21 protein-coding genes and 2 pseudogenes are annotated in these 20,194 nt (G+C 40.6%); 11 read left to right on the top strand and 12 right to left on the bottom strand.

Going from position 1 to position 20,194, the window contains the following annotated elements; all coding sequences use genetic code 11:
* Positions 1-126 precede the first annotated feature (126 nt).
* From FNW02_RS34250 to FNW02_RS34240, 3 genes and pseudogenes are all read left to right on the top strand, one after another.
* Positions 127-1,161, top strand: a pseudogene (locus FNW02_RS34250) (ABC transporter ATP-binding protein); the annotation flags it as partial.
* Between the two features lie 127 nt (positions 1,162-1,288).
* Entirely contained in the window at positions 1,289-1,432 is a 144-nt protein-coding gene (locus tag FNW02_RS34245; protein WP_191761979.1) for a hypothetical protein, read from the top strand.
* A 114-nt stretch (positions 1,433-1,546) separates the two neighbouring features.
* Entirely contained in the window at positions 1,547-2,626 is a 1,080-nt protein-coding gene (locus FNW02_RS34240) for an aliphatic sulfonate ABC transporter substrate-binding protein (RefSeq protein WP_191761978.1), read from the top strand.
* Between the two features lie 228 nt (positions 2,627-2,854).
* Here FNW02_RS34240 and FNW02_RS34235 read toward each other — a convergent pair whose 3' ends face one another.
* From FNW02_RS34235 to FNW02_RS34210, 5 genes are all read right to left on the bottom strand, one after another.
* Positions 2,855-3,541 carry an HAD family hydrolase gene (locus tag FNW02_RS34235; protein WP_225226118.1) on the bottom strand — a complete coding sequence of 229 codons (687 nt, stop codon included), beginning with the start codon at positions 3,539-3,541 and terminating at the stop codon, positions 2,855-2,857.
* A 7-nt stretch (positions 3,542-3,548) separates the two neighbouring features.
* Positions 3,549-4,052, bottom strand: a complete 504-nt coding sequence (locus tag FNW02_RS34230; protein ID WP_191761976.1) for a GNAT family N-acetyltransferase — start codon at positions 4,050-4,052, stop codon at positions 3,549-3,551.
* On the bottom strand, positions 4,039-5,313 hold the full coding sequence (locus tag FNW02_RS34225; protein ID WP_191761975.1) for an MFS transporter: 1,275 nt from the start codon (positions 5,311-5,313) through the stop codon (positions 4,039-4,041). The genes FNW02_RS34230 and FNW02_RS34225 overlap by 14 nt, the downstream gene beginning before the upstream one ends.
* A gap of 292 nt (positions 5,314-5,605) precedes the next feature.
* Complete coding sequence (locus tag FNW02_RS34220) at positions 5,606-6,034, bottom strand: VOC family protein (RefSeq protein ID WP_191761981.1); 429 nt, start codon at positions 6,032-6,034, stop codon at positions 5,606-5,608.
* 298 nt (positions 6,035-6,332) lie between these two features.
* Complete coding sequence (locus FNW02_RS34210; RefSeq protein WP_191761974.1) at positions 6,333-6,782, bottom strand: protein tyrosine phosphatase family protein; 450 nt, start codon at positions 6,780-6,782, stop codon at positions 6,333-6,335.
* A gap of 197 nt (positions 6,783-6,979) precedes the next feature.
* On the opposite strand from FNW02_RS34210, the gene FNW02_RS34205 reads away from it, so the two are divergent.
* A complete protein-coding gene (locus FNW02_RS34205; protein ID WP_191761973.1) occupies positions 6,980-7,756 on the top strand; it encodes a dienelactone hydrolase family protein in 777 nt (258 codons plus the stop codon).
* 61 nt (positions 7,757-7,817) lie between these two features.
* On the opposite strand, the gene FNW02_RS34200 is transcribed toward FNW02_RS34205, so the two are convergent.
* Entirely contained in the window at positions 7,818-8,639 is an 822-nt protein-coding gene (locus tag FNW02_RS34200) for an NADPH-dependent oxidoreductase (protein WP_191761972.1), read from the bottom strand.
* A 69-nt stretch (positions 8,640-8,708) separates the two neighbouring features.
* Positions 8,709-9,704 (bottom strand): sulfonate ABC transporter substrate-binding protein, encoded by a 996-nt coding sequence (locus FNW02_RS34195; RefSeq protein ID WP_348535491.1) that lies wholly within the window; start codon positions 9,702-9,704, stop codon positions 8,709-8,711.
* Between the two features lie 1,070 nt (positions 9,705-10,774).
* Between FNW02_RS34195 and FNW02_RS34190 the strand changes: the two genes are divergently transcribed.
* From FNW02_RS34190 to FNW02_RS34160, 7 genes are all read left to right on the top strand, one after another.
* A complete protein-coding gene (locus FNW02_RS34190; protein WP_191761970.1) occupies positions 10,775-11,722 on the top strand; it encodes a D-2-hydroxyacid dehydrogenase in 948 nt (315 codons plus the stop codon).
* A gap of 175 nt (positions 11,723-11,897) precedes the next feature.
* Positions 11,898-12,611, top strand: a complete 714-nt coding sequence (locus FNW02_RS34185) for an LLM class flavin-dependent oxidoreductase (protein WP_348535490.1) — start codon at positions 11,898-11,900, stop codon at positions 12,609-12,611.
* Positions 12,612-12,789: 178 nt separating this feature from the next.
* On the top strand, positions 12,790-13,422 hold the full coding sequence (locus FNW02_RS34180; protein ID WP_191761969.1) for a cysteine dioxygenase family protein: 633 nt from the start codon (positions 12,790-12,792) through the stop codon (positions 13,420-13,422).
* 18 nt (positions 13,423-13,440) lie between these two features.
* Positions 13,441-14,202 carry a class II aldolase/adducin family protein gene (locus FNW02_RS34175; protein WP_191761968.1) on the top strand — a complete coding sequence of 254 codons (762 nt, stop codon included), beginning with the start codon at positions 13,441-13,443 and terminating at the stop codon, positions 14,200-14,202.
* A 56-nt stretch (positions 14,203-14,258) separates the two neighbouring features.
* Positions 14,259-14,735 carry a type 2 periplasmic-binding domain-containing protein gene (locus tag FNW02_RS34170; RefSeq protein WP_191761967.1) on the top strand — a complete coding sequence of 159 codons (477 nt, stop codon included), beginning with the start codon at positions 14,259-14,261 and terminating at the stop codon, positions 14,733-14,735.
* A gap of 33 nt (positions 14,736-14,768) precedes the next feature.
* Positions 14,769-15,956 (top strand): acyl-CoA dehydrogenase family protein, encoded by a 1,188-nt coding sequence (locus FNW02_RS34165; protein WP_191761966.1) that lies wholly within the window; start codon positions 14,769-14,771, stop codon positions 15,954-15,956.
* 47 nt (positions 15,957-16,003) lie between these two features.
* On the top strand, positions 16,004-16,201 hold the full coding sequence (locus FNW02_RS34160; RefSeq protein WP_191761965.1) for a hypothetical protein: 198 nt from the start codon (positions 16,004-16,006) through the stop codon (positions 16,199-16,201).
* Here FNW02_RS34160 and FNW02_RS34155 read toward each other — a convergent pair whose 3' ends face one another.
* The 5 genes and pseudogenes from FNW02_RS34155 to FNW02_RS34135 all read right to left on the bottom strand — a co-directional run bounded on the left by FNW02_RS34155 (position 16,202) and on the right by FNW02_RS34135 (position 20,055).
* Positions 16,202-16,756, bottom strand: coding sequence for a DUF2808 domain-containing protein (locus FNW02_RS34155; RefSeq protein ID WP_191761964.1), 555 nt, complete (start codon positions 16,754-16,756; stop codon positions 16,202-16,204).
* Between the two features lie 750 nt (positions 16,757-17,506).
* Positions 17,507-18,511: pseudogene (locus FNW02_RS34150) on the bottom strand (IS4 family transposase).
* Positions 18,512-18,835: 324 nt separating this feature from the next.
* A complete protein-coding gene (locus tag FNW02_RS34145; protein WP_225226117.1) occupies positions 18,836-19,015 on the bottom strand; it encodes a hypothetical protein in 180 nt (59 codons plus the stop codon).
* A 411-nt stretch (positions 19,016-19,426) separates the two neighbouring features.
* Entirely contained in the window at positions 19,427-19,690 is a 264-nt protein-coding gene (locus tag FNW02_RS34140) for a hypothetical protein (RefSeq protein WP_191761963.1), read from the bottom strand.
* A gap of 203 nt (positions 19,691-19,893) precedes the next feature.
* The gene (locus FNW02_RS34135) at positions 19,894-20,055 is read right to left on the bottom strand and encodes a hypothetical protein (RefSeq protein WP_191761962.1); all 162 of its coding nucleotides are present in this window, start codon (positions 20,053-20,055) and stop codon (positions 19,894-19,896) included.
* Between the last annotated feature and the right edge of the window lie 139 nt (positions 20,056-20,194).

The raw sequence follows: 20,194 nt of genomic DNA, 5'->3' as shown, positions 1-20,194 counted from the left end.
TAGAAAATGCTGAAGCAATTTTGCACGCTAGATGTCAATGGGCGGCGGGAAGTTGGCTAACTTTTTGTGATTCCATTTTGATTGCTAGACTTTATCCTGCTTGACCCAACTTTTTCGTGTTGCACCCTTTCAGCAGCAGTCCTGAAAATTGGCACTTTGTATTACTCGCTCTCACTTTGGAGTCAAGGAGCGATCGCGGCTGCGGATTTCGTCGTAGCAACCAGTCTGTCGCTGTTAATCATTAGTGAAGCGCGCAATTTAAGTAAACGGTTTCTAGAATTTTTTGAACATATCGGCAATATTGCTAATGGTGTCTTCACTATCGTTCAACCCCACGAAATCATTGATCAAGATAGTGCGATCGCCCATTCAATCACTCACGGACAGATTGAGTTTCGCCAAGTGAATTTTAGCTACTCCCTTGGGAAAAAAGTATTCGACAACCTTTCCATCACCATCCAACCAGGCCAGCGTGTCGGACTGGTTGGCTTCTCTGGTTCTGGAAAATCCACTTTCGTCAATCTGATTTTGCGTCAATTCGACCCCCAATCGGGAGAGATTCTGATTGATGGGGTGAATATTCAAGATATGACTCAAGAGGCCCTACACTCTCAAATCAGCTTGATTCCGCAAGATCCCTCTCTGTTCCATCGGACATTGATAGAAAATATTCGTTATGGACGACTGGATGCCACCAACGAGGAAGTGATCGAGGCGGCACGTCAAGCATATGCTCACGATTTTATCGCCCAGATTAAAGAAGGTTATGATTCTCTGGTGGGTGAACGTGGTGTCAAACTTTCAGGAGGGCAGAGACAAAGGATTGCGATCGCACGAGTTATCCTCAAAGATGCGCCGATCCTGATTCTAGATGAAGCCACATCTAGCCTCGATTCCATCACCGAAAAAGCGATCCAAGACACCTTAGATTTAGCGATGAATGGGAAAACGGTGATCGTAGTAGCTCATCGATTATCTACTATCGCCCATCTAGACCGTATTTTAGTGTTTGACCAAGGTCGCATTGTCGAAGATGGTAGCCACGCCAAATTACTGGCACGTCATGGTGCTTACTACAGATTATGGAAAATGCAGGCAGGTGGATTCTTACCTGTAGAAGCCAACAATCAGAATGTATCCGAACTGCACACCACAGGTTAACAATTCAAAATTCGTCTTGAAAAGTTTGCTCATGCACAAGATTGGTAAGTGAGCAGAAGAAAATCCTCAAGAGACAGCAAAACTGCTTGCACCTGAAACTAAACTTGCTCTGGATATCCAAGAAACAGTGGTTCGTCGTCGCACCTTTCAATTAAGTCCAATGGATGCTGGACGCATCAAGGAACAACAACGAGTCATCGATTATTTTTACAAAAATGGCTTGTTACCTAAACCTCTCGATATTCAAAAAACCTTGCTGACTCCTGAATAATATGCGGCGATTACACCAGCCTCTCTTATTAGTCAGCGATAGTATTCAACTTTGCTTCAATACTCTACAAATGAAGCAGTTTCAAGATTATTGTCAAGTAAAACCTAATAGACTATGATTCCGAATTTTAATCGTCGTCGATTTATCCGAGTTATGACACCAGGTGTGCTGGGACTATCTATGGCATTTGCTCTAGGTAGTTGCAATCAAAATCAGACAACAGAAACTTCATCTAATACTAATATTGCATCCAGCAGCAACACCAGTAGTACTACTACAGGCATCAAAACAAAAGTGTTGCGGATGGGCTACCAACAAGCTGGTGATTTAGTTCGAGTTACAGGAGTATTAGAAAAACGTCTAGAACCCTTGGGTATCAAGGTGGAATGGGCGCAATTTGCTCAAGGGCCCCAGCTAATGGAAGCTATGAATGTGGGCAAAATCGATTTAGGTTCTGTGGGAGAAACTCCTCCCATCTTTGCCCAAGCTGCTGGCGCTGATATTGTTTATGTGGTTGGTTCACGGCGCACAGAAAAAAGTGGTAGAGCAAGTGCTATAGCTGTTCCCCCAGATTCTCCTATTAAGAGCGTCAAAGATATTAAGGGACAAAAAGTAGTCTTCCAAAAAGCTTCTGCCTCTCACTATTTCATTATCAGAGAGTTAGAAAACGTAGGTTTGAAACCAGAAGATATTCAAGTTCTAAGTATACCTAATGTAGAAGCTAGTAGCGCATTTCTAGAAGGCAAGATTCCTGTTTGGGTAAGTGGCGATCCTCATTTAGCCAGAGCTGAAAAATTGGGTAAGGTGCGGATTATTAAAACTGCTCAAGGGCTTGACACTCCCGGTGGATACTATATCGGTGGAAGACAGTTTGCTATTGATAATCCAGAACTGCTGCGGATTGTGATTGAGGAGATTGATAAAATTCAACGCTGGGCAGAGGCTAATCCTAAAGAGACAGCAAAATTAATTATGCCTCATCAAAAACTAGATCCAGAAGTGATGGACTTAGTGCTAAGTCGTCGTAGTTATGGATTAAGAGCTATTTCTCCAGAATTAATTAAAGACCAACAAAGAGTAGCTGATTATTTCTATAAGAATGGTTTGCTCCCTAAACCTGTAAATATTCAAGCAGCTGTGCTGACACCTGAACAATATGCCGCCATTACTCCTTCAACAATTAGCCAAAAATAGACGATGACAAAGATGAAATAGACGAGCTAGGACAATGGACTGAAAGCAACCGCAGCGAAGTTGTTAAAATTTTAGCCTCTGAATTTAAGTTAGAGATATCACTTTTAAAACAAGTGGTAAGCCGACGTATATGCAGCGATTACATCAGCTTCTCTCATCAGTCAGCAATGATATTTGAACTTTCCTTGCTTGAACTTTGCTGAATACCACATTTTCAAGGGTTTTAAGCTAGCTTTTTGATAACGCTACCAAAAAACTCTCGTAGTTATCGTAGTTTGGAAAAACATCAGTCGCCCCCTCCTTGAATAATGCTTTAGCTTCATCATCGGAGGCAATACCAATAAATGAATATCCTAACTTTTTAGCTGAACGAATATCCCAAACTCCATCACCAATATAAACAACGTCAGAAAAAAGCTGACCATAATATGTTTCGGCTCTAGAACGTGCAATTGCCATTATTCCCTCACGCGAATCGTCATCATCCGAGAAAGCATAAGGAATGTGATCAATGGGAAGACGAGCGGATTTTAGCTTGAATATCGCTGATGTTGCCCAACCTCCTCCAGCATAAGCTATTTGATAATAGGGAGATGCAAGTAGCTTATTCAACATATATGATGAGCCTGATATCGGCTTTACTCCTTTGCCTGCTTCTGCACCATCAATGAGTAATTCTAGAAAACGCTTTTGAAATGCCTTAAATTTTTTAGCTGAAGGAACGCGACCAAGTTTACTTTGACAAACTTCTTTTAAAATACAAGCATCTGTTACATGAGTGTATGATGTCCAATCACTTGATACTTCTGAAAAGCCGAATACTTCATGCAATGCCTGTAAATATGATTCATCGTCGAGGTTATTCGACTCAGTAAGAGTGCCGTCAATGTCAAACATCACCAATTTTATTTTCATCTTCAGGCTAATTCAAGCAATTCTTCTCATACTCTTGCTGCAACATAGACATAATAATTAGAGAATCATATCTACCCTCGACTTTCAAACATTCACGGAGTGTCCCTTCTTCCACAAAACCTGCTTTTTTATAGACAGCTTGAGCAAGTTTGTTTTGTACTTTTACATCTAACCATAATCTATGAGCATTGTAAGTCTCAAATGCTAACTGTTTAACTATTTCAACTATTGCTTTGCCATAACCTTTTGCTTTTTCGGTAATCACGATTCGACGAAATTCAATGGTGTGGTTGGGATTTAGTAACCCCGCCAAAATAACGTAACCAATTCTTGTTTCGTTTTTAACAATCAGATGAGCGATGTCAGGGTTTACCATTGCTTGGAAATGTTTTTCGCGTGACCAAGGAATTACATATTGGCGATTTTCATCATCGGTTTCAGCAGCCAGAATGTAATTAAGGTCAGCTTCTTCAGTTTTGCACAGGCGTAATTTTGATTTATCTACCCTCATATTCTTGTAACGCTCCTAACTTGGCAATACCCGGCCAAATTGCAGCTACAGCAATTACGACTGCAATCGTGCCAATTCCACCACCAACTACAGAGACCACTGGGCCAAATAAAGCAGCCGTTAAGCCTGATTCAAAGCCTCCTAACTCGTTAGAAGCACTAATAAATACGCTATTAATAGCAGCAACCCGACCGCGTAAATGATCTGGAGTTCTAATTTGCACTAAGGTGTGGCGAATCACAACGCTAATAGTATCTAGTGCGCCACCTAGTATTAGCATCAATAGTGACAGCCAAAACCAACGAGATAGCCCAAAGATAATTGTGACAACACCAAAGCCAACTACTGACCAGAGTAATGCTGGCCCAGCCTTGCGTAAAGGTGGTAGATATGCCAGTACAACCGCCATAAATAAAGCACCAATGGAAGGGGCTGCTTGTAGGTAGCCTAATTCTAATGGCCCTACCTGCAAAATATCTTTGGCGAAGATGGGCAGTAGGGCGATCGCTCCTCCCAACAACACCGCAAACATATCTAAGGTAATAGCTGCTAAAATCAATTGATTTTGCCAGACAAACTTAGCCCCGGCCCAGAGTGCTTTGAGTGAGATTGGTTCTGTGGAACGAATGGTTTCTTGTTTTGATATTGCCACCGTTAAGATAAAACACAGCAAACCTGCGATCGCAGCCAGTAGATATACCCCTGTCGCACCTCTCAAGAAGGCAATACCAAATCCTCCCAAGGCTGGGCCGATAACTGAGGCTAACTGAAAACTACTACTATTCCAAGTAGCTGCATTCGTAAAGGCACTGACAGGTATCAATTGCCACATCAAGGCATCACTGGCAGGTTTCAAGAACGCCCTGGCAATACCTGTGAATACCAAGCAGGCGTACATCAAGATCACTGCTCCTTGAGTCCAAGAAAGTACAGCCAAAGCTAACGAACATAAGGCTAACAATAGCACTGACAGTAACATTGTTAGTTTGCGATCACGGCGATCGGCTATATCTCCAGCAATCAAGGTGAGGGCAATCATTGGCAAGACTTGTGCTAACCCAACACCACCTAATGCTAAAGCTGAATCCGTGCGCTCATAGAGTTCCCAGCCAATGGCCACAGTCTGCATTTGTGACCCGATGAACAGGAGTACACGTCCGATAGTAAATAGGCGATAATCTCGAAACCTCAACGCTGCAAAAGGATCGTGTTTTGCAGACTTAGTGTTGCTCTCGTTTAATTTCCGTTTGCTCGAAGACATTTTTTAGTAGAGCTAACCCTTCTTCAATGTTGGAAACTTATTTTATTGTTACCCGTACATAAAGTCGTCCACAAATCAGGGTTAAGCCGATATAGCGATCGCTTTACCGAAGTAACGTGTCATACCATCTCACGAAAACCTTGCTTGATACACATAGATTTCTCGTAGGGGCATGACATTGCCATGCCCTTGAGCTGACAAATCAGTGTTTCCCGTCAGTCTGGTCACGAGTTGGATGCACTTTTAATATTTAGATTTTCTAATTATTAGCTTCCCATATTTTATGGTAAAGTCAAGATTCTGGTTTGTGGTGGACAAATTCTGCTATTTCTATGCGATTTCCACCAGGATCGCGGATAAAAAAGCGGTTGTATCCCGGCTGGAGGCGATCAGCTACGCTGGGCGGTACGCGATGCCTACGGCGGGCTGCGCCTACGCTAATAATTTCTACCCCATGAACTTGCAGATGTTTGGCAAAAGCTTCTAAGTTGTGGACTCGGAAACATATATGCCGTCTAGATACTTCGTTATTAGCCGGCTTCTCTATACCTACGTGGATTTGAATATCCCCCAGCACATACCATGCGCCTCCATTAGCTTGAAGAACCTCTGGTTTACTAATTTCAGTGAGTTCCAAAATTTGGCTGTAAAAAAACAGCATTGCATTTTCTACTTCAGGGGGTGATGTCACCTGAATATGAGCGATTCCATTCAGCCACACTCTGATCTCCTCCATTTTTTATGCTTATTGCAACGTCAGTGCTTGTTTATCTTGCATTCAAGCACTGGAGTTAATGAATTGTACGGACTGCGGCGGGATTAGGAGCAGCTATCGGCTGTGGTTTATGGCAAATGGGATTAATAGGGGGATTACTGACCCTTATTACTCTAAGTCAGGTAAAACGGCTCAACCGCTTATTTGAAGTTCTCGTCGGTGAGAGCAAACAGGGTAATGCTGAGTGTTCAACCATTACTGATGACGATGATTGAAGCTTAAAAGTTTTCTTTAAATTTGATAACTAACTTTTTCCTGCCTGCTTTTCGATATATCTTTCTAGCAGGAATTGCTTGAGATGTGGCTGCTCTAAATTAATTCCTAAATCGGCGGCTTTTTGCTGAATTTGCTCATAAGTCAGACCTTCTTGAATCGCATTGGCAATCAAGGCTATTCCCGATGCTCTAGCACCAGCAGCACAGTGAATTAATATCGGCTTGGGTAAATCTGCAATTTCTTCTAGTGCTGCTTTCGTTAACTCTTGATTTGGTTCTGTAGGTTTTAAGGGGACGTTAGCGTATTGTAGTCCAGCCGCTTCTGCTTGTTGCTGTTCGTCGCTCAAAAAACCCTGCTCATCGGGCGATCGCAAATTAATTACCGACTTGAAACCCTCATCTGCTGCTTGTTGTAATTGTTCTGGGGTTAGTTGTCCAGATGCACTTAGATCATCGCTAATCTTTTTAGAGTTTGTCATTTTAGTACACTAAATCGATAAGTTTATCGTATTTTAGCAAAAATACCATCAGAATTGTCCTAATCCCTACCTGGGATCTTAGTAATCTCACTTGCCTTTATTACTTAATTGTGGAATGATGCTTTATGTAAAATACGGTAATTAGATTGATATACCGTAGTATTGATAGAGATCAAGAACAATCCACCATCAACAAAATGACAAGCACAGAAATTCGCACAACTCAAGTTAAAGTCCCAAACAGTAATTTGCAAATTGATGCTTACTTAGCTGAACCTGCGAAAGAGGGAAAATTCCCCGCCGTGATTGTGATTCAGGAAATCTTTGGAGTAAATATTCATATTCGAGAAGTTGCCGAAAAGTTCGCCAAGGAAGGATATGTAGCGATGTCTACGACGGGCTGCGCCTACGCTCCCGCACTTTATCAACGTACTGCTCCCGGTTTCGAGGCTAAATATACCCCAGAAGATATCCAGCGTGGTAGAAGCTATAAAGAGCAGACTACAGCAGAGGAAATATTGAGCGATATTCAAGCTGCGATTATCTATTTGAGAACTCTGTCAAATGTCCAAAAAGATGCAATCGGCTTGATTGGTTTCTGCTTTGGTGGTCATGTTGTCTACTTAGCAGCCACTTTGCCAGACATTAAAGTTACAGCTTCCTTCTACGGTGGCGGAATTACCAACTCTACACCCGGTGGTGGTGAACCAACTATCACCTTGACTTCTAAGATTAAAGCCCCCATTTACGCCTTCTTTGGCAGCGAAGATCAAGGCATCCCGCTAGAACACACAGAACAAATAGAAGCCGAATTGAAGAAACATCAAATTCCTCATAAAATCTTCCGCTATGAGGGCGCAGGGCATGGCTTTTTCTGCAACCATCGCGCCAGCTACAATCCCGAAGCTGCCGCCGATGCTTGGCAACAAGTCTTAGAACTATTCCAAAAAAACCTCCAACTGCAAACAGCCTAAACCTGAATGAAACCTCAGCGCCTCTCCGCATTTAAAATTTCATTCAGCACCCAACACTTTTCTAACGCAACTCAAAACCCAAATTTTTCAAAGCTTCCCGCAAGCGATCGCGTCCCGATAAAGATTCAGCAAATGCTACTCGTTTAGCTGAGTGTTCTGACCAATCACCGGCAACATTCATCTTTTGAGAACTGTAGAATGCTTTCATGATTTGGTTGTAAACAACGATATCCTTGTCTTGTTTCTCTAATTGGTAAGTCTCCCGATGCAATACAGCTGCTTGGGGTAAACGCGGTTTAACTTCCACATTTACGGATGAATCGGCGTAACCAACGCACAACCCAAAAACGGCAAACACATGAGGTGGTAAATTCAAAACCTCTGCTACTGCTTCTGGACGGTTACGCAATGCACCAATATAAACTGTTCCTAAACCCAGAGATTCAGCAGCTACAACAGCATTTTGCGCTGCTAATGCTGCATCTATAGCTGCCATCAGAAACATTTCCAGATAATCTAAACCTTCGTGGGGTAATTCTTGATTTTCAGCGACGTATGCTAATCTCGCCAAATCTGCTAACCACACCAGAAATAAAGGACACTGGCGAATATGCGCTTGATTATTCGCCAACTCCGATAACTTCTCCTTACGTTGTGTATCTTCTACTGCAACTACACTCCACGTTTGGAGATTTGAGGAAGTCGATGCAGATTGTGCTGCTGTTACCAAGGTTTCGAGAGTGTTTGATGGTAGGCGATCGCTCAGATAAGCGCGGATTGAACGGTGAGACAGCAAATTAGATATTGTCTCATTCCAAGGAATATCTGCATTGAATGCGTCTACACCATAACGACGATTTAATAACTCATTAAGATTGGTCATAATTACGAATTACGTAAAGCCTGCGGCATAGCTACGCTTAGAGCGTAGCGGGGCGTAGCCCATTACGAATTACTTAGTTTTAGGTGAAAAAGCAGCGTATTGCTCAGGCGTAAGCATCGCTTCTTTTACATTAATTTGTTTGGGAATCAATTTCAATTCATAAAATTTATCGGCAACTTGCTGCTGGAGAGAAATTAAGTCTTGAGTAACTGGTGTAATGCCAAACTTTTTTCTATTAGTACTTTTTTGCATTGTTTCTAAATCAATGCCTAAGATAGGAGAGAGAGTAGCTGCAACTTCATTGCGATTTTGGTCTGACCATTGTTCAAGATTTTGAATTTCTTCCAGGATTGCTTTAATAGTTTCTGATTGCTGGTTAGCAAAGTTTTTACTAGCAAGGTAATAACCTCCTTGTCTATTAATTCCTGTGCCATCAATTAATACACGAGAATCGGCGGATTTTTCTGCTGCTGCGTAAAATGGATCCCAAATTGACCAAGCATCAACACTACCCTTGACAAAGGCAGCCCGAGCATCGGCCGGCGGTAAATATATAGGTTGAATATCACTATACTTTAAACCAGATTTTTCTAAAACTTGCACGAGCATATAATGGGCGCTAGAGCCTTTTTGAAAAGCAATTTTTTTCCCTTTGAGATCATTGACGGTTTTAATAGCAGAATTTTTGGGAACAAGAATTGCTGAACTCGCAGGACTGGGTGCAATTCCGGCGATATATGTGATTGCAGCACCGGCTGCTTGGGCAAAAATTGGTGGTGATTCTCCAGTATGTCCTAAGTCAATACTGCCAACATTCATAGCTTCTAAAAGTTGTGGCCCAGCCGGAAATTCAATCCATTCAACAGATACACCTTCAGGTTGTAGTCGCTTTTCTAAAAGCTCTTTACTTTTTAGGAGAATTGCTGATTTTTGATAGCCTATTCTGACTAATGATGCTTTGGTTTGATTGGAATTATTAGCAGATACAGTTGTAGTATTACTTGGATTATTTGCTGTACAAGCAGCAAATAGCAAGCTGACGCATAAGCCAGTAATGAATGCCATAGTAAATTTTTTAGGGACAATAGATAATAATCGCTTTCGATTGGCAAATCTGAAAATAACCCATTTTTGCCAATAGACTATGATGCGCTTTAATCCAAATTTGAACATTAAGTTTTACCTCTTTTTTGAGTGAAATACTAACTTGTTCGATTGACAGTATTTTTAAAGCAAGTAATGATGATAAATCGGCTAATTTATGTTTTATCACAAACTACGGTAAAACGGTCAAGTTATCGTACTATGTTCTTTATTAAGATAGTAGCATCTAATCAAAACTTTAGTAAATATGTGTTTAGTGTTACAAATTAAATCTAAAAATTTAATTGCTGCTCTCAGAATAATCTGGTATGCTATCTTTTTTTAGATTCTAATCACAGTAAATCCGCACAATTGAAGTACCTTACCAAAGTTGCCGTAGTTTTAAGTTTTTTTGTTCGATTTTCTCAAGTGAGATTTTTGTCGCTCGGTGAGTTTTTACTATTACTTAACAATTTTGTTTCATCAATTTTAACTTTTATTAAGATAGCCCTTGATTTTCCAAAAAAAGTGTGCGAAGCTTTTCTGTATATAAACTACGGCAACTTGATAGATAAATAGTAGTAAATATTGGAGTGCGTAAGCGTACCCCCTCGTAGCGAAAAGTTTGCGCGTCCGGGTTTCCCGGCGCAAAACTTTTCAAGACAGCGAAAAGTTTAGCCAGACAGACATCGTCTGCGGTGAGGAGTAGTTTATTGCACGTAGTCATCATTGCTACTGAAAGCTTTGCTTTTTTGAGTCAAGCACTAAGTTGCAATGTGTTAGATGGGGATGGATACCTCTTATGGCAGTTGAGGCGGGTGCGAGAATGTCATGGATAGAATTTTTAAATCTAGGCGATCGCCGCACCTGCTTTTTTATTTATCAACAAAGCTTAATTGTGAATACAAACAGGAGGAATAGGGATATTGTATCTTTCTAATTTCCTATCTCTAATTCAAAAGGCATGACAGACTGGAATAATATCTGCAACGAAATGCTTAGATGCACTACTGAAAATTTATGACAAAGCGACGTCAAGGGAGTTGTCAGCTTTGAAAATTATTCTACCAACAGACGTAGCCACAGAACTAGAGGCTCATCTACCTGATGAGGTAGTAGTTGTGCGTGTGGACAGCGAAGGTAACTTGGATGGTGATGCTACAGATGCCGAGGTTTACTTTAGCTGGTTTTTCCTCAAACCAACAACATTGCATCGAGTTTTAGAATCTGCGCCACAATTGCGTTGGCATCATGCACCAAATGCGGGTGTAAATCACATCCTTACACCCAAATATGTAGAACGCAACCTCATTTTGACTAACGGTGCGGGAGTTCACGCGATTCCTATTGCTGAATTCGTCATTGCTTATATGCTATCCCATGCCAAACAACTACCCAAATTACACCAACAACAGACTCAACATCGTTGGCAAAAAGGTCTGCTAATTCAAGAATTGCTAGATAAAACCTTATTAATTATCGGTGCAGGTGGAATTGGACAAGAAATTGCGTCCCGTGCTAAAGCTTTTGGGATGCGGATTTTTGGGAGTCGTCGTCACCCGCAACCACTACCTAACTTTGACAAAGTAGTGGGTGCAGATGAATGGAAAGCACTTTTGGGTGAAGCCGACTATGTTGTGATTGCCACGCCTTTGACCTGGGATACTAAAGGCATGATTGATGCTGAAGTACTGCATCTGATGCGTAAGAGTGCTTATTTAATTAATATTGCTCGTGGTGCAATTGTAGATGAATTTACACTAGTCAAAGCATTACAGGATGGTGAAATTGCCGGGGCTGCTTTAGACACAGTGTTTACAGAACCACTACCAGCAGAAAGTCCATTGTGGTATTTGCCCAACGTTTTTATTACGCCGCACTGTTCTGGTAATTCTCCCAGAGTTAAGGAGCGATCGCTTGCTCTATTTTTAGACAATCTTACCCGCTATCGCCAAGGTAAACCTCTGCGTAACATCGTAGATCAAACAGCAGGTTATTAATTCATTTGGATTACTCTGATGATTCCTCTCTCACAGTCCAGATCACAAAAAATCGGTAGCTTGTTACTAACAACTTTGGGTAAATATTGCAGCTGCGGTTTGTCCTTTGAATAGTGCGAGTAAGTAGTAAGTTTATCTGCCTTTAACGAACCGCAAAGGGCACATAGATGCTGCTGTGCATATCATTACTGGTGGTAGTGATGCTGAGCAAAAACGAGATGGTGACTGGCTTGATCACGATAGCCGCTATCGGCGTACTGATGAATATCTGGATATTGTGCGGCGAGTGTGGACAAGTGAAACACCTTTTGATTATGAAGGTGAGTTTTATCAAGTCAAGCAAGCATTTTCTGAGGTAAAACCATTACAGAAACCCCATCTTCCCATATATTTCGGTGGTGCTTCCGGTGCAGCCGTAGGTGTCGGGGCAAAACATAGTAGTGTGTATGCTTTTTGGGGAGAACCGATCGCAGCAATTAAACAACGCATCGCTGAAGTTAAAGCTGCTGCACCATCAGAAAAGTCTTTTGGGTTTAGTGTGTCTTTGCGTCCGATTTTAGCGAATACGGAAGAGAAAGCATGGGAAAAAGCGCGATATATTCTCTCGCGGGTGAAAGAAAACCTTGCCAAAGCCGGGATTCAACTTCCATCTGGTGCTTCAGCCAGACCGCAAGCTGTTGGTTCAAGGCGGTTGCTGGATTTTGCCCAAGACAGTGAAATTTATGATAAGCGTCTGTGGACACCGATCGCAGCTGCAACAGGAGCCTATGGTAATACTACAGCTTTGGTGGGGACTCCAGAACAAGTAGCAGAATCGTTATTTGATTATTACGATGCTGGAGTGACAACACTTTTGATTCGCGGTTTTGACCCGGTGGAAGATGCGTAGACGCGAAGCGGCTTGTCGTCAGACATCGCTTATGGTCGAGATGTGATTCTGTTGGTAAAAAAAGAAGTACAGCGAAGAGAACAACAAACACTCACCGTTGCCTAGTTGTCTATCCTGCGAGATCCCCGACTTCTTGAAGAAGTCGGGGATCTGACCAAAATTTAAAATCTAAAATCCTATGCCTCACACAACTGCTCTCGAACCCCCAGAAACAGACCAATGGTTTGTTGATAGTCCTGAATTATCTGAGTTTGTAACTACTGCCAAAGAAATTATTGCTAGCACAAACCGTAATCACACAGAAACCCTCAATATCCTTGAACCTTATTTTGCCGCCCTACTCCAGAAACGGGATTGGCTACCAGAACATTTTGCTCAACCAAATCCTGAAAGTGGTTTGGGTGGTGGTATCGGACAATGGTTGCTGTATCGTTCTCAAGAGCTAACTATTTTTAGTTTAGTGATTCCTCCTAATTCCATTACCCCTATTCATGACCATTTATCTTGGGGACTTGTCGGCTTGTATCAAGGCAAACAAGAAGAAACTGTGTACCGTCGCCTAGATAACGGTGAATTAGAAGGATTTGCTCAGTTAGAGATTGTTGGCTTGTATCAAGTAAAACGCGGTGATATTTACCGTTTATTACCTCCTGATGGGGATATTCACTCTGTGAAAGCCACTACGGTATTTACGCCATCCATCTCAATTCATGTTATGGGAAATGATACTGGCAGCATTTTAAGAAATAAGTATAATCCAGAACAACAAAGTATCCAGTCTTTTTGCTCTGGGTACTCCAATGCTCCTTAATTACGAATTAGTAAACTCATGCCAAAATTCGATAGACCGCAACCGCCAGTCTTTGAACGAGTCGAAGATGAACGCCTTTACCGTAAACAACACTTAGCTGCGGCTTTTCGCTTATTTGGCCGTTTTGGCTTCAGTGAAGGAACAGCAGGACATATTACAGCCCGTGACCCAGAATTTACCGACCATTTTTGGGTAAATCCTTTTGGGAAATACTTCGGTCAGATCCGTGTTTCTGACCTGATTTTGGTGGATAGTCACGGGGAAGTTGTCAAGGGTAATGCACCAGTAAATCGGGCAGCTTTTGCGATTCATTCCCAGATTCATGAGGCGCGTCCTGATATAGTTGCGGCGGCTCACGCTCATTCTCTTTATGGTAAATCTTGGTCAAGTCTAGGTCGTCTACTTGATCCGTTAACTCAAGATGCTTGTATCTTTTATCAAGACCACGATCTATTTGATGATTATAGAGGTGTTGTTTTAGCTCCTTCTGAAGGAAGAAGAATTGCTGAGGTTTTGGGGGATAAAAAAGCTGTTATTCTCCGCAATCATGGCTTTTTGACTGCGGGGCCAACAGTAGACGCAGCTGCTTGGTGGTACATTACTTTTGAACGTTCAGCTCAAGCGCAACTTTTAGCAGAAGCAGCAGGTAAACCTGTTCCTATTGACCATGAAATTGCAACGTTAACACACAGTCAGGTGGGAACTGATTCTGGGGGTTGGTTTAGCTTTCAGCCACTCTATGAAAGGATTGTCGAGGAAGAACCAGATTTGCTGAAGTAGGTTTTTTGGCCTTGCTGAATCAATTGTGAAAGTCTTACGCAAAATCGCACACAGAGATGCAAGGTTTGAAGTCTGTTTTTCCTTTGGGGTGTTTGTTGGTTTTGTTGACGGCTTGTTCAGAGGTTAGGTCTACGAATCCTGTGACTGTACTGAAGTCAGCAAAAGATATTTTGAGTGGTAACTTTGTGATTATCGCTGCTCCCAAAGCAATTGCAGATCCCCAAAAGAAAGGAGCGATCGCTGATTTTCTCTGTCGGTTACAAAAAACTCAAACATGGCGGGAATCTTATCTTAAGGATTGGGCAAAGAGTTATGCCGATAATATCAAAGTTGAGGAAGCGATCGTTTATCAGGATGCCATAGAAGGAGAACAACAGCGTCCTTCAGAATTACTTCCTGTTTCTGATCAGGCGATCGCATCTCAACAACAAGTTGCTGATACTTTTTTCCAAGCAGGTGTGATTCCCTCACAAGTTGATGTCAAGCAACTATGGGACAGTAGTTTTAATGAAGATATCGCCAAATGCAATTAGCGCTGTCTCCAGAAGATAGAAATTGAGAGTCAAATGTCACAATCACCTGTTTTAGAAGCTAATACAGCAGCATCTTCTATTGATTTGTTTGAGCTTGTCGAGTCGCTAGCGGCTGATTTTGCCACTCGCGCGGCTGTCCACGATCGCGACAGTTCTTTTCCTTTTGAGAATTTTCAGGCTCTCCACCAAGCAGAATTGTTAAGTCTCACAGTTCCCAGAGAATTTGGTGGCCAAGATGCAGGCTACGCTACTGTCTGTCGAGTAATTGAAAAGATAGCCAGTGGTGATGCTTCTACAGCGTTGGTGTTGACAATGCACTACTTACAACATAGTAATGCAGCCCGGACTCGTCGTTGGCATCCCGCAGTTTATGAGCAGCTGTGTCGGGAGTCAGTCACAGGTATTGCTTTACTCAATGCTGCCCGTGTGGAACCAGAATTAGGTACACCCGCCAGAGGGGGATTACCAGCTACAATTGCCAAACAAATAGATACTGGCTGGCTGATAACCGGTCACAAACAATACACCACCGGCAGCCCTATGTTAAGTTATTTCGTCGTTTGGGCGCGAATAGATGAAGAGGAACCACGAGTAGGTAGTTTTCTTGTCCCGCGCGACCTTTCTGGTGTGAGGATTGTGGAAACTTGGGATCATTTAGGGATGCGAGCTACTGGTAGCCATGACCTAATTTTAGAAGATGTCTTGATTCCTCAAGAATACGCTTTGGATGTGCATCCTCTGAACACTTTTTTAGCATCAGACCCTCTAAAATTAGCAGGTGGTAGTTTGTGGTTGAGTGCATTGTATCAAGGAGTAGCCACAGCAGCGCGAGATTGGTTAGTTAAGTATTTGAATGAGCGTCAGCCTACTAATTTAGGTGCAAGTTTAGCAACCCTACCCCGATTTCAAACAGCCGTTGGTGAAATCGAAGCATTACTGTACGCCAATCAGCGACTCATTTACAGTCTGGCAGACGACATTGATCGAGGTGAGTATGACGCCAAAGTTGGTTTACAAGCGCAAACAGTGAAATATTTAGCTACAAATAATGCCATTCGCGCTGTGGAAATTGGATTCGAACTGATTGGCAATCCTGGTTTATCCAAGAAAAATCCTCTGGAAAGACATTATCGAGATGTACTTTGCAGTCGCATTCATACACCGCAAAATGATGCAATTTGTTTGTCTTTAGGGAAATCAGCACTAAAAATTACAACCTAATTACGAGCAATTAATAGTCACAGCTTACGCCTATCAACGGTGAGCAGATGTTTAATGGACAAATTGAAAGAGAGTTATTAGATGGAGTACCTTGGTTATTTGGGCAACAGCCCCAACTACCAACTCATCTTCAGTTATCAGCCGATGAACAACAGCAAAAACGAGATATCTGGGAGTTACCAAAAGAAAATAGCCCCGAACCGGGGCCAACAAAAATACACTTCCATGATTCAAAATCTTCTTAATCATTCATGAGCATCAACACCATAGAATTGTAAGCGAGCAGTCCCAATGATTGGATTATATGTTGACTTGCCTGTAGATAGAGTCTGCACCTGAAATTGGTACACACCGTCGTACATGGGATTACGAAACGGTTTCAAGCCGATAATGATTGTTTTGCCGGGTGCAACTGGTTGAGCAAAGCTAACAATGACAGTTCGTGGTTGATTTTTGCTGTCCGCTAGCGTGATTCCTAATTTTTGTCCTCTACGGGCCAACTTGTCAGCAGTCTCACCTTTTCCTTCAAAGGCGAAACTTTCTTGAGAATTGAAGCGAATCGCTTCTAAACCTTGTATTTGAGTCAAAGCCACTTGTTGCAGTGAATCAGTAGCGGATGCTGGTACTGTTAAGGTGAAATAATAAGTTGCTTCCCAAGCACTTACTTCATTGTAGGTTGTCATTGCAGACAACAAACGCGCTGGCTGTGCTGAAACGACTGCATAAGTACCAGGAATCGACAATAAACACAGTCCTGTGCTAACTAATAGAGTTTTACACAAAGTTACAATGTTCTTCATGTTAGTTGGGGATGGATATTTTCATTGTTGCTTTTATGTTGGTAGTACCAATTCATAATTTGTTTTGGACAGTTAGGCAGGACGGAAACCAACACTGTCTACTTGCCGCAAAATTAAGAGGGCTCAGATTTTTCTAGGTTTCTAGCTTGAAATCTATTGCCCTCTTTTAGAAAATTGGCATCATTTATCAACATAAAATGTCGAATTGGCAGATGAGTTGATGTCCAAAGACTAACTGAATACATAGATACAACAGTTTAAATCATTAAAGACAAGCAAAAAATCTTGCTTGAATTTCATAATCTATACCAATGAAACATGTACTTCAATTAGACTTAAATAGGATATCTATTATTTTTAAGTTTTAACTTAATTTTTCAATTTTAGCAAATTGATATTTATCCAAAATTTAGATATTAGTTAATTTAATTTCTACCTAATCCGATGTGCTTAGGGGTATTTACATTTAATTTTTCGGACATTTATTATTAAATTTTTAGTATTTCTTACACGGATTTTCATTACTTAGTATACTAAATTAGTCCATCAAAAAGATTTAAACTTTTGCTGGGCAATGAGAGTGGTCATTATTATTAAATTTCTCAGCATTTGAGCGATATTTATGCTTTTAAGCTTGCTTTTAAAATTAACTATAATACTAAAGAATCAATAATTTTTCAATCAAAAATGTTGGTATTGATACAAAACTTTACATAATTAGTCATACTAACTTTAAAAAGCCTAAATTAGTTAATAAAACATGATCTGTTCAAACCAATGAACATAACTGGTTTTCTGACACATACAAGATTGTAAATAGCGGGATTTATCTAAGAGTGTATGTCCCAATTGTGCGGGAATAGATAAAAGCTGTAAAATCAGATAAGCTATCAAACTAACGTAAATTTATCTGGTATACTATTGACATTTTTGGTAATTAATTTGTCAAGTTTAAAGTGCATTTCTAAAAACTTCCACAATAGTTGAACTCCCTAACGTAATCGATAAATATCCCTAATTTTATCATCACTAACGGCTGCATCTTCCGATGAAGGTAAATTAGTTAATAGGCGAAACTCAGTTATTGTTTATAAATCACAAAAATTAATCACTATATAAGCTTGGGCATCATCAGATGCACAACTTTGATTAATCCAGTCGCATCCTCAACTTCTAGTTTCCAATTGTTTTTAATCCGCAAAATAAAGTCTTTGTGATCTTGTACCAATTCTTGGATAAACTTTAATCCCGCAAAGCCTCTATACATTACCCTAACAGCATTATTTTGTAGACTAGACATAATTTGTGAGTTGAATTTATAATCATGGTTATACCCAAAGTTGATAAATTTATCTTCTAGACTTCCGGTAGCTAGATTTAGAAAACTGAAAAGTTTCACTTGATGATAATCCAAAATCCATAACAATTTACTGGTCAAAGTAATAATTGTTGAATCAATGGGACAAATAGCGTGTTTATCGTGTAACTTTCTGTGAGTTTTCTTCTGTACTACTTCATTCAATTTCTGATAAATTTCTTGAAAGGTTTTTTGGCTACGGTGAGAATTCGCTTTGGAAAAAGTAGAAATATTTACATCAAATCCTGTGTTATTTAATCTTTGAAATAAACTCTCTTACTTGTTAAATTGTTATCCAGTGTATAAGATAGCTAGTACTCAAAGAACAAACGGCTATTCAATACTGGATAATCCTTTTTTGGTAGGAATTCTTTACGCATCAACCCTAATCGAAACATTACATTTGAACGACAACCGCTCCTAACAGCATTTTCTAAAAACAGAACTGTACCAAAGCACAGTTTCGATTCAGCAGTAACTCGACCTTCGTTAGACTCGGAGTAATCCACTGTTTGGTGGCAATAAAAGGCTTTATCGTGAGTGATTCCGTGTAGAATATCATGCACTTTTTCAGGCGAAAGCATATAAGCTACAGATTTTTGGAATAGACAATCTTTACAGGGTTGTTTCATCTTTTTTATTTGTTGGATAGTAGGTAAACATTTGAAAGCCAAATGCTTACCTGCAATAAACTATTAATTCACAAGCGCAGCATTGCAGCATCAGATAAGATGGTGCAATGCTTCTAGTAATGTTTCAGCTTCATCTACAGTTAGCCCCTCTAATTGAGAGCAAGTATCATATAAATCTTGTGGTATGCTATCGTAAATTACCAACTCACACAGCGCATCTTCTAATGCTGTCTTCAATGAATATTTACCAGGGATTTGTTCCTCCTGCATAAATACATAAATTGATAAAGTTACGCGAAGTAAGAGTATAGTCTCTCTATTCAGTTGCTCTAAATAAGCTCCATATTTCTCAACCAATTTATCAATACGTTGGTTTGACCGTAGTAAGTAACTAAGTCTGTTGTTGCCATTTTAATTGTCCCCTTATATTTTCACGTCGAAAAAGCGTAGCTCTCTTATACTTTGAGACAAGAGACTACGCTGTTTGAAATCACAGTTAAGTTACACAATCACTCAATAAATCCCTTCTTTACGAACCATGCGGGATTGTTTGTTGATTTTGGATCTTCCCAAATCCGAATTTTTTTTGATATGCTGTATGTCTCGAATAACTCGATAGATTATCTTGTTTTGCAATTTGATGGGTCTTTTAACAACAGGCGATTTGTATATCGACATGACTCAATGAAGTTGTTCGAAGCAATATTTAGTAGCAGTAGTATTGCAAGTCATTCCTACAACTTCCGAACAGCGAATCATTAATTTATCTCGATTCATTACCAAGTCTAATTTCTGCTTTTGCCCTGGTATTGGTAAATGACTAAACGCATATTTCGGATGAGTGTTACTACCTGAAGAATGTAAATGTTGATAAAAAGCTCCATCAATTTGGTATACTTTTGTTTGATTAACTAATTTGGGATCGTAAACAGAATTTAGTTCCATTTTCATTATCCTTATTGAAGAGACAAATACTTTCATCTAGATGTAAAGCGTAGCGATCGCTATTGATTGAACTAGCTGTATACTTTGAGCGACACGGCTTTTCGTTTCACGTTCCCGTTACCATCATCACCGTTAGTTGTGATTGTCGGTTGAGGGCATTCAAATTTTTTGCACTGATAATTCCAATGATTAATCTGTGTTTTCTACCGATGTTCTACAAGGACAATAATATTTTTGTACTTTAGGTCTTTACCACTGATTAAATAGGCATCACCCAACGTATAAAAACCAGTTGAAACATAATGCCGCTTGTTGAGAGACATTAGTGTATCCCAGGCTTGTTGATGCTGTTGTATTTTGCTCATTAGACTGTCCTCCCAGGGTAAACGCATCTAAGTATAGTACATAAATACTAAGAGAGATAAAGGCAGCGATCGCTCATGGTATAGAGGTTGAGCAATAAGGCTTTGATGGTAAAGTCATTGTAAAAGTAGCAATATTGCC

The sequence above is a fragment of the Komarekiella delphini-convector SJRDD-AB1 genome, from assembly GCF_014831675.1.
Taxonomy (GTDB): Bacteria; Cyanobacteriota; Cyanobacteriia; order Cyanobacteriales; family Nostocaceae; genus Komarekiella.
This window is presented reverse-complemented; position numbering and strand designations above follow the sequence as displayed.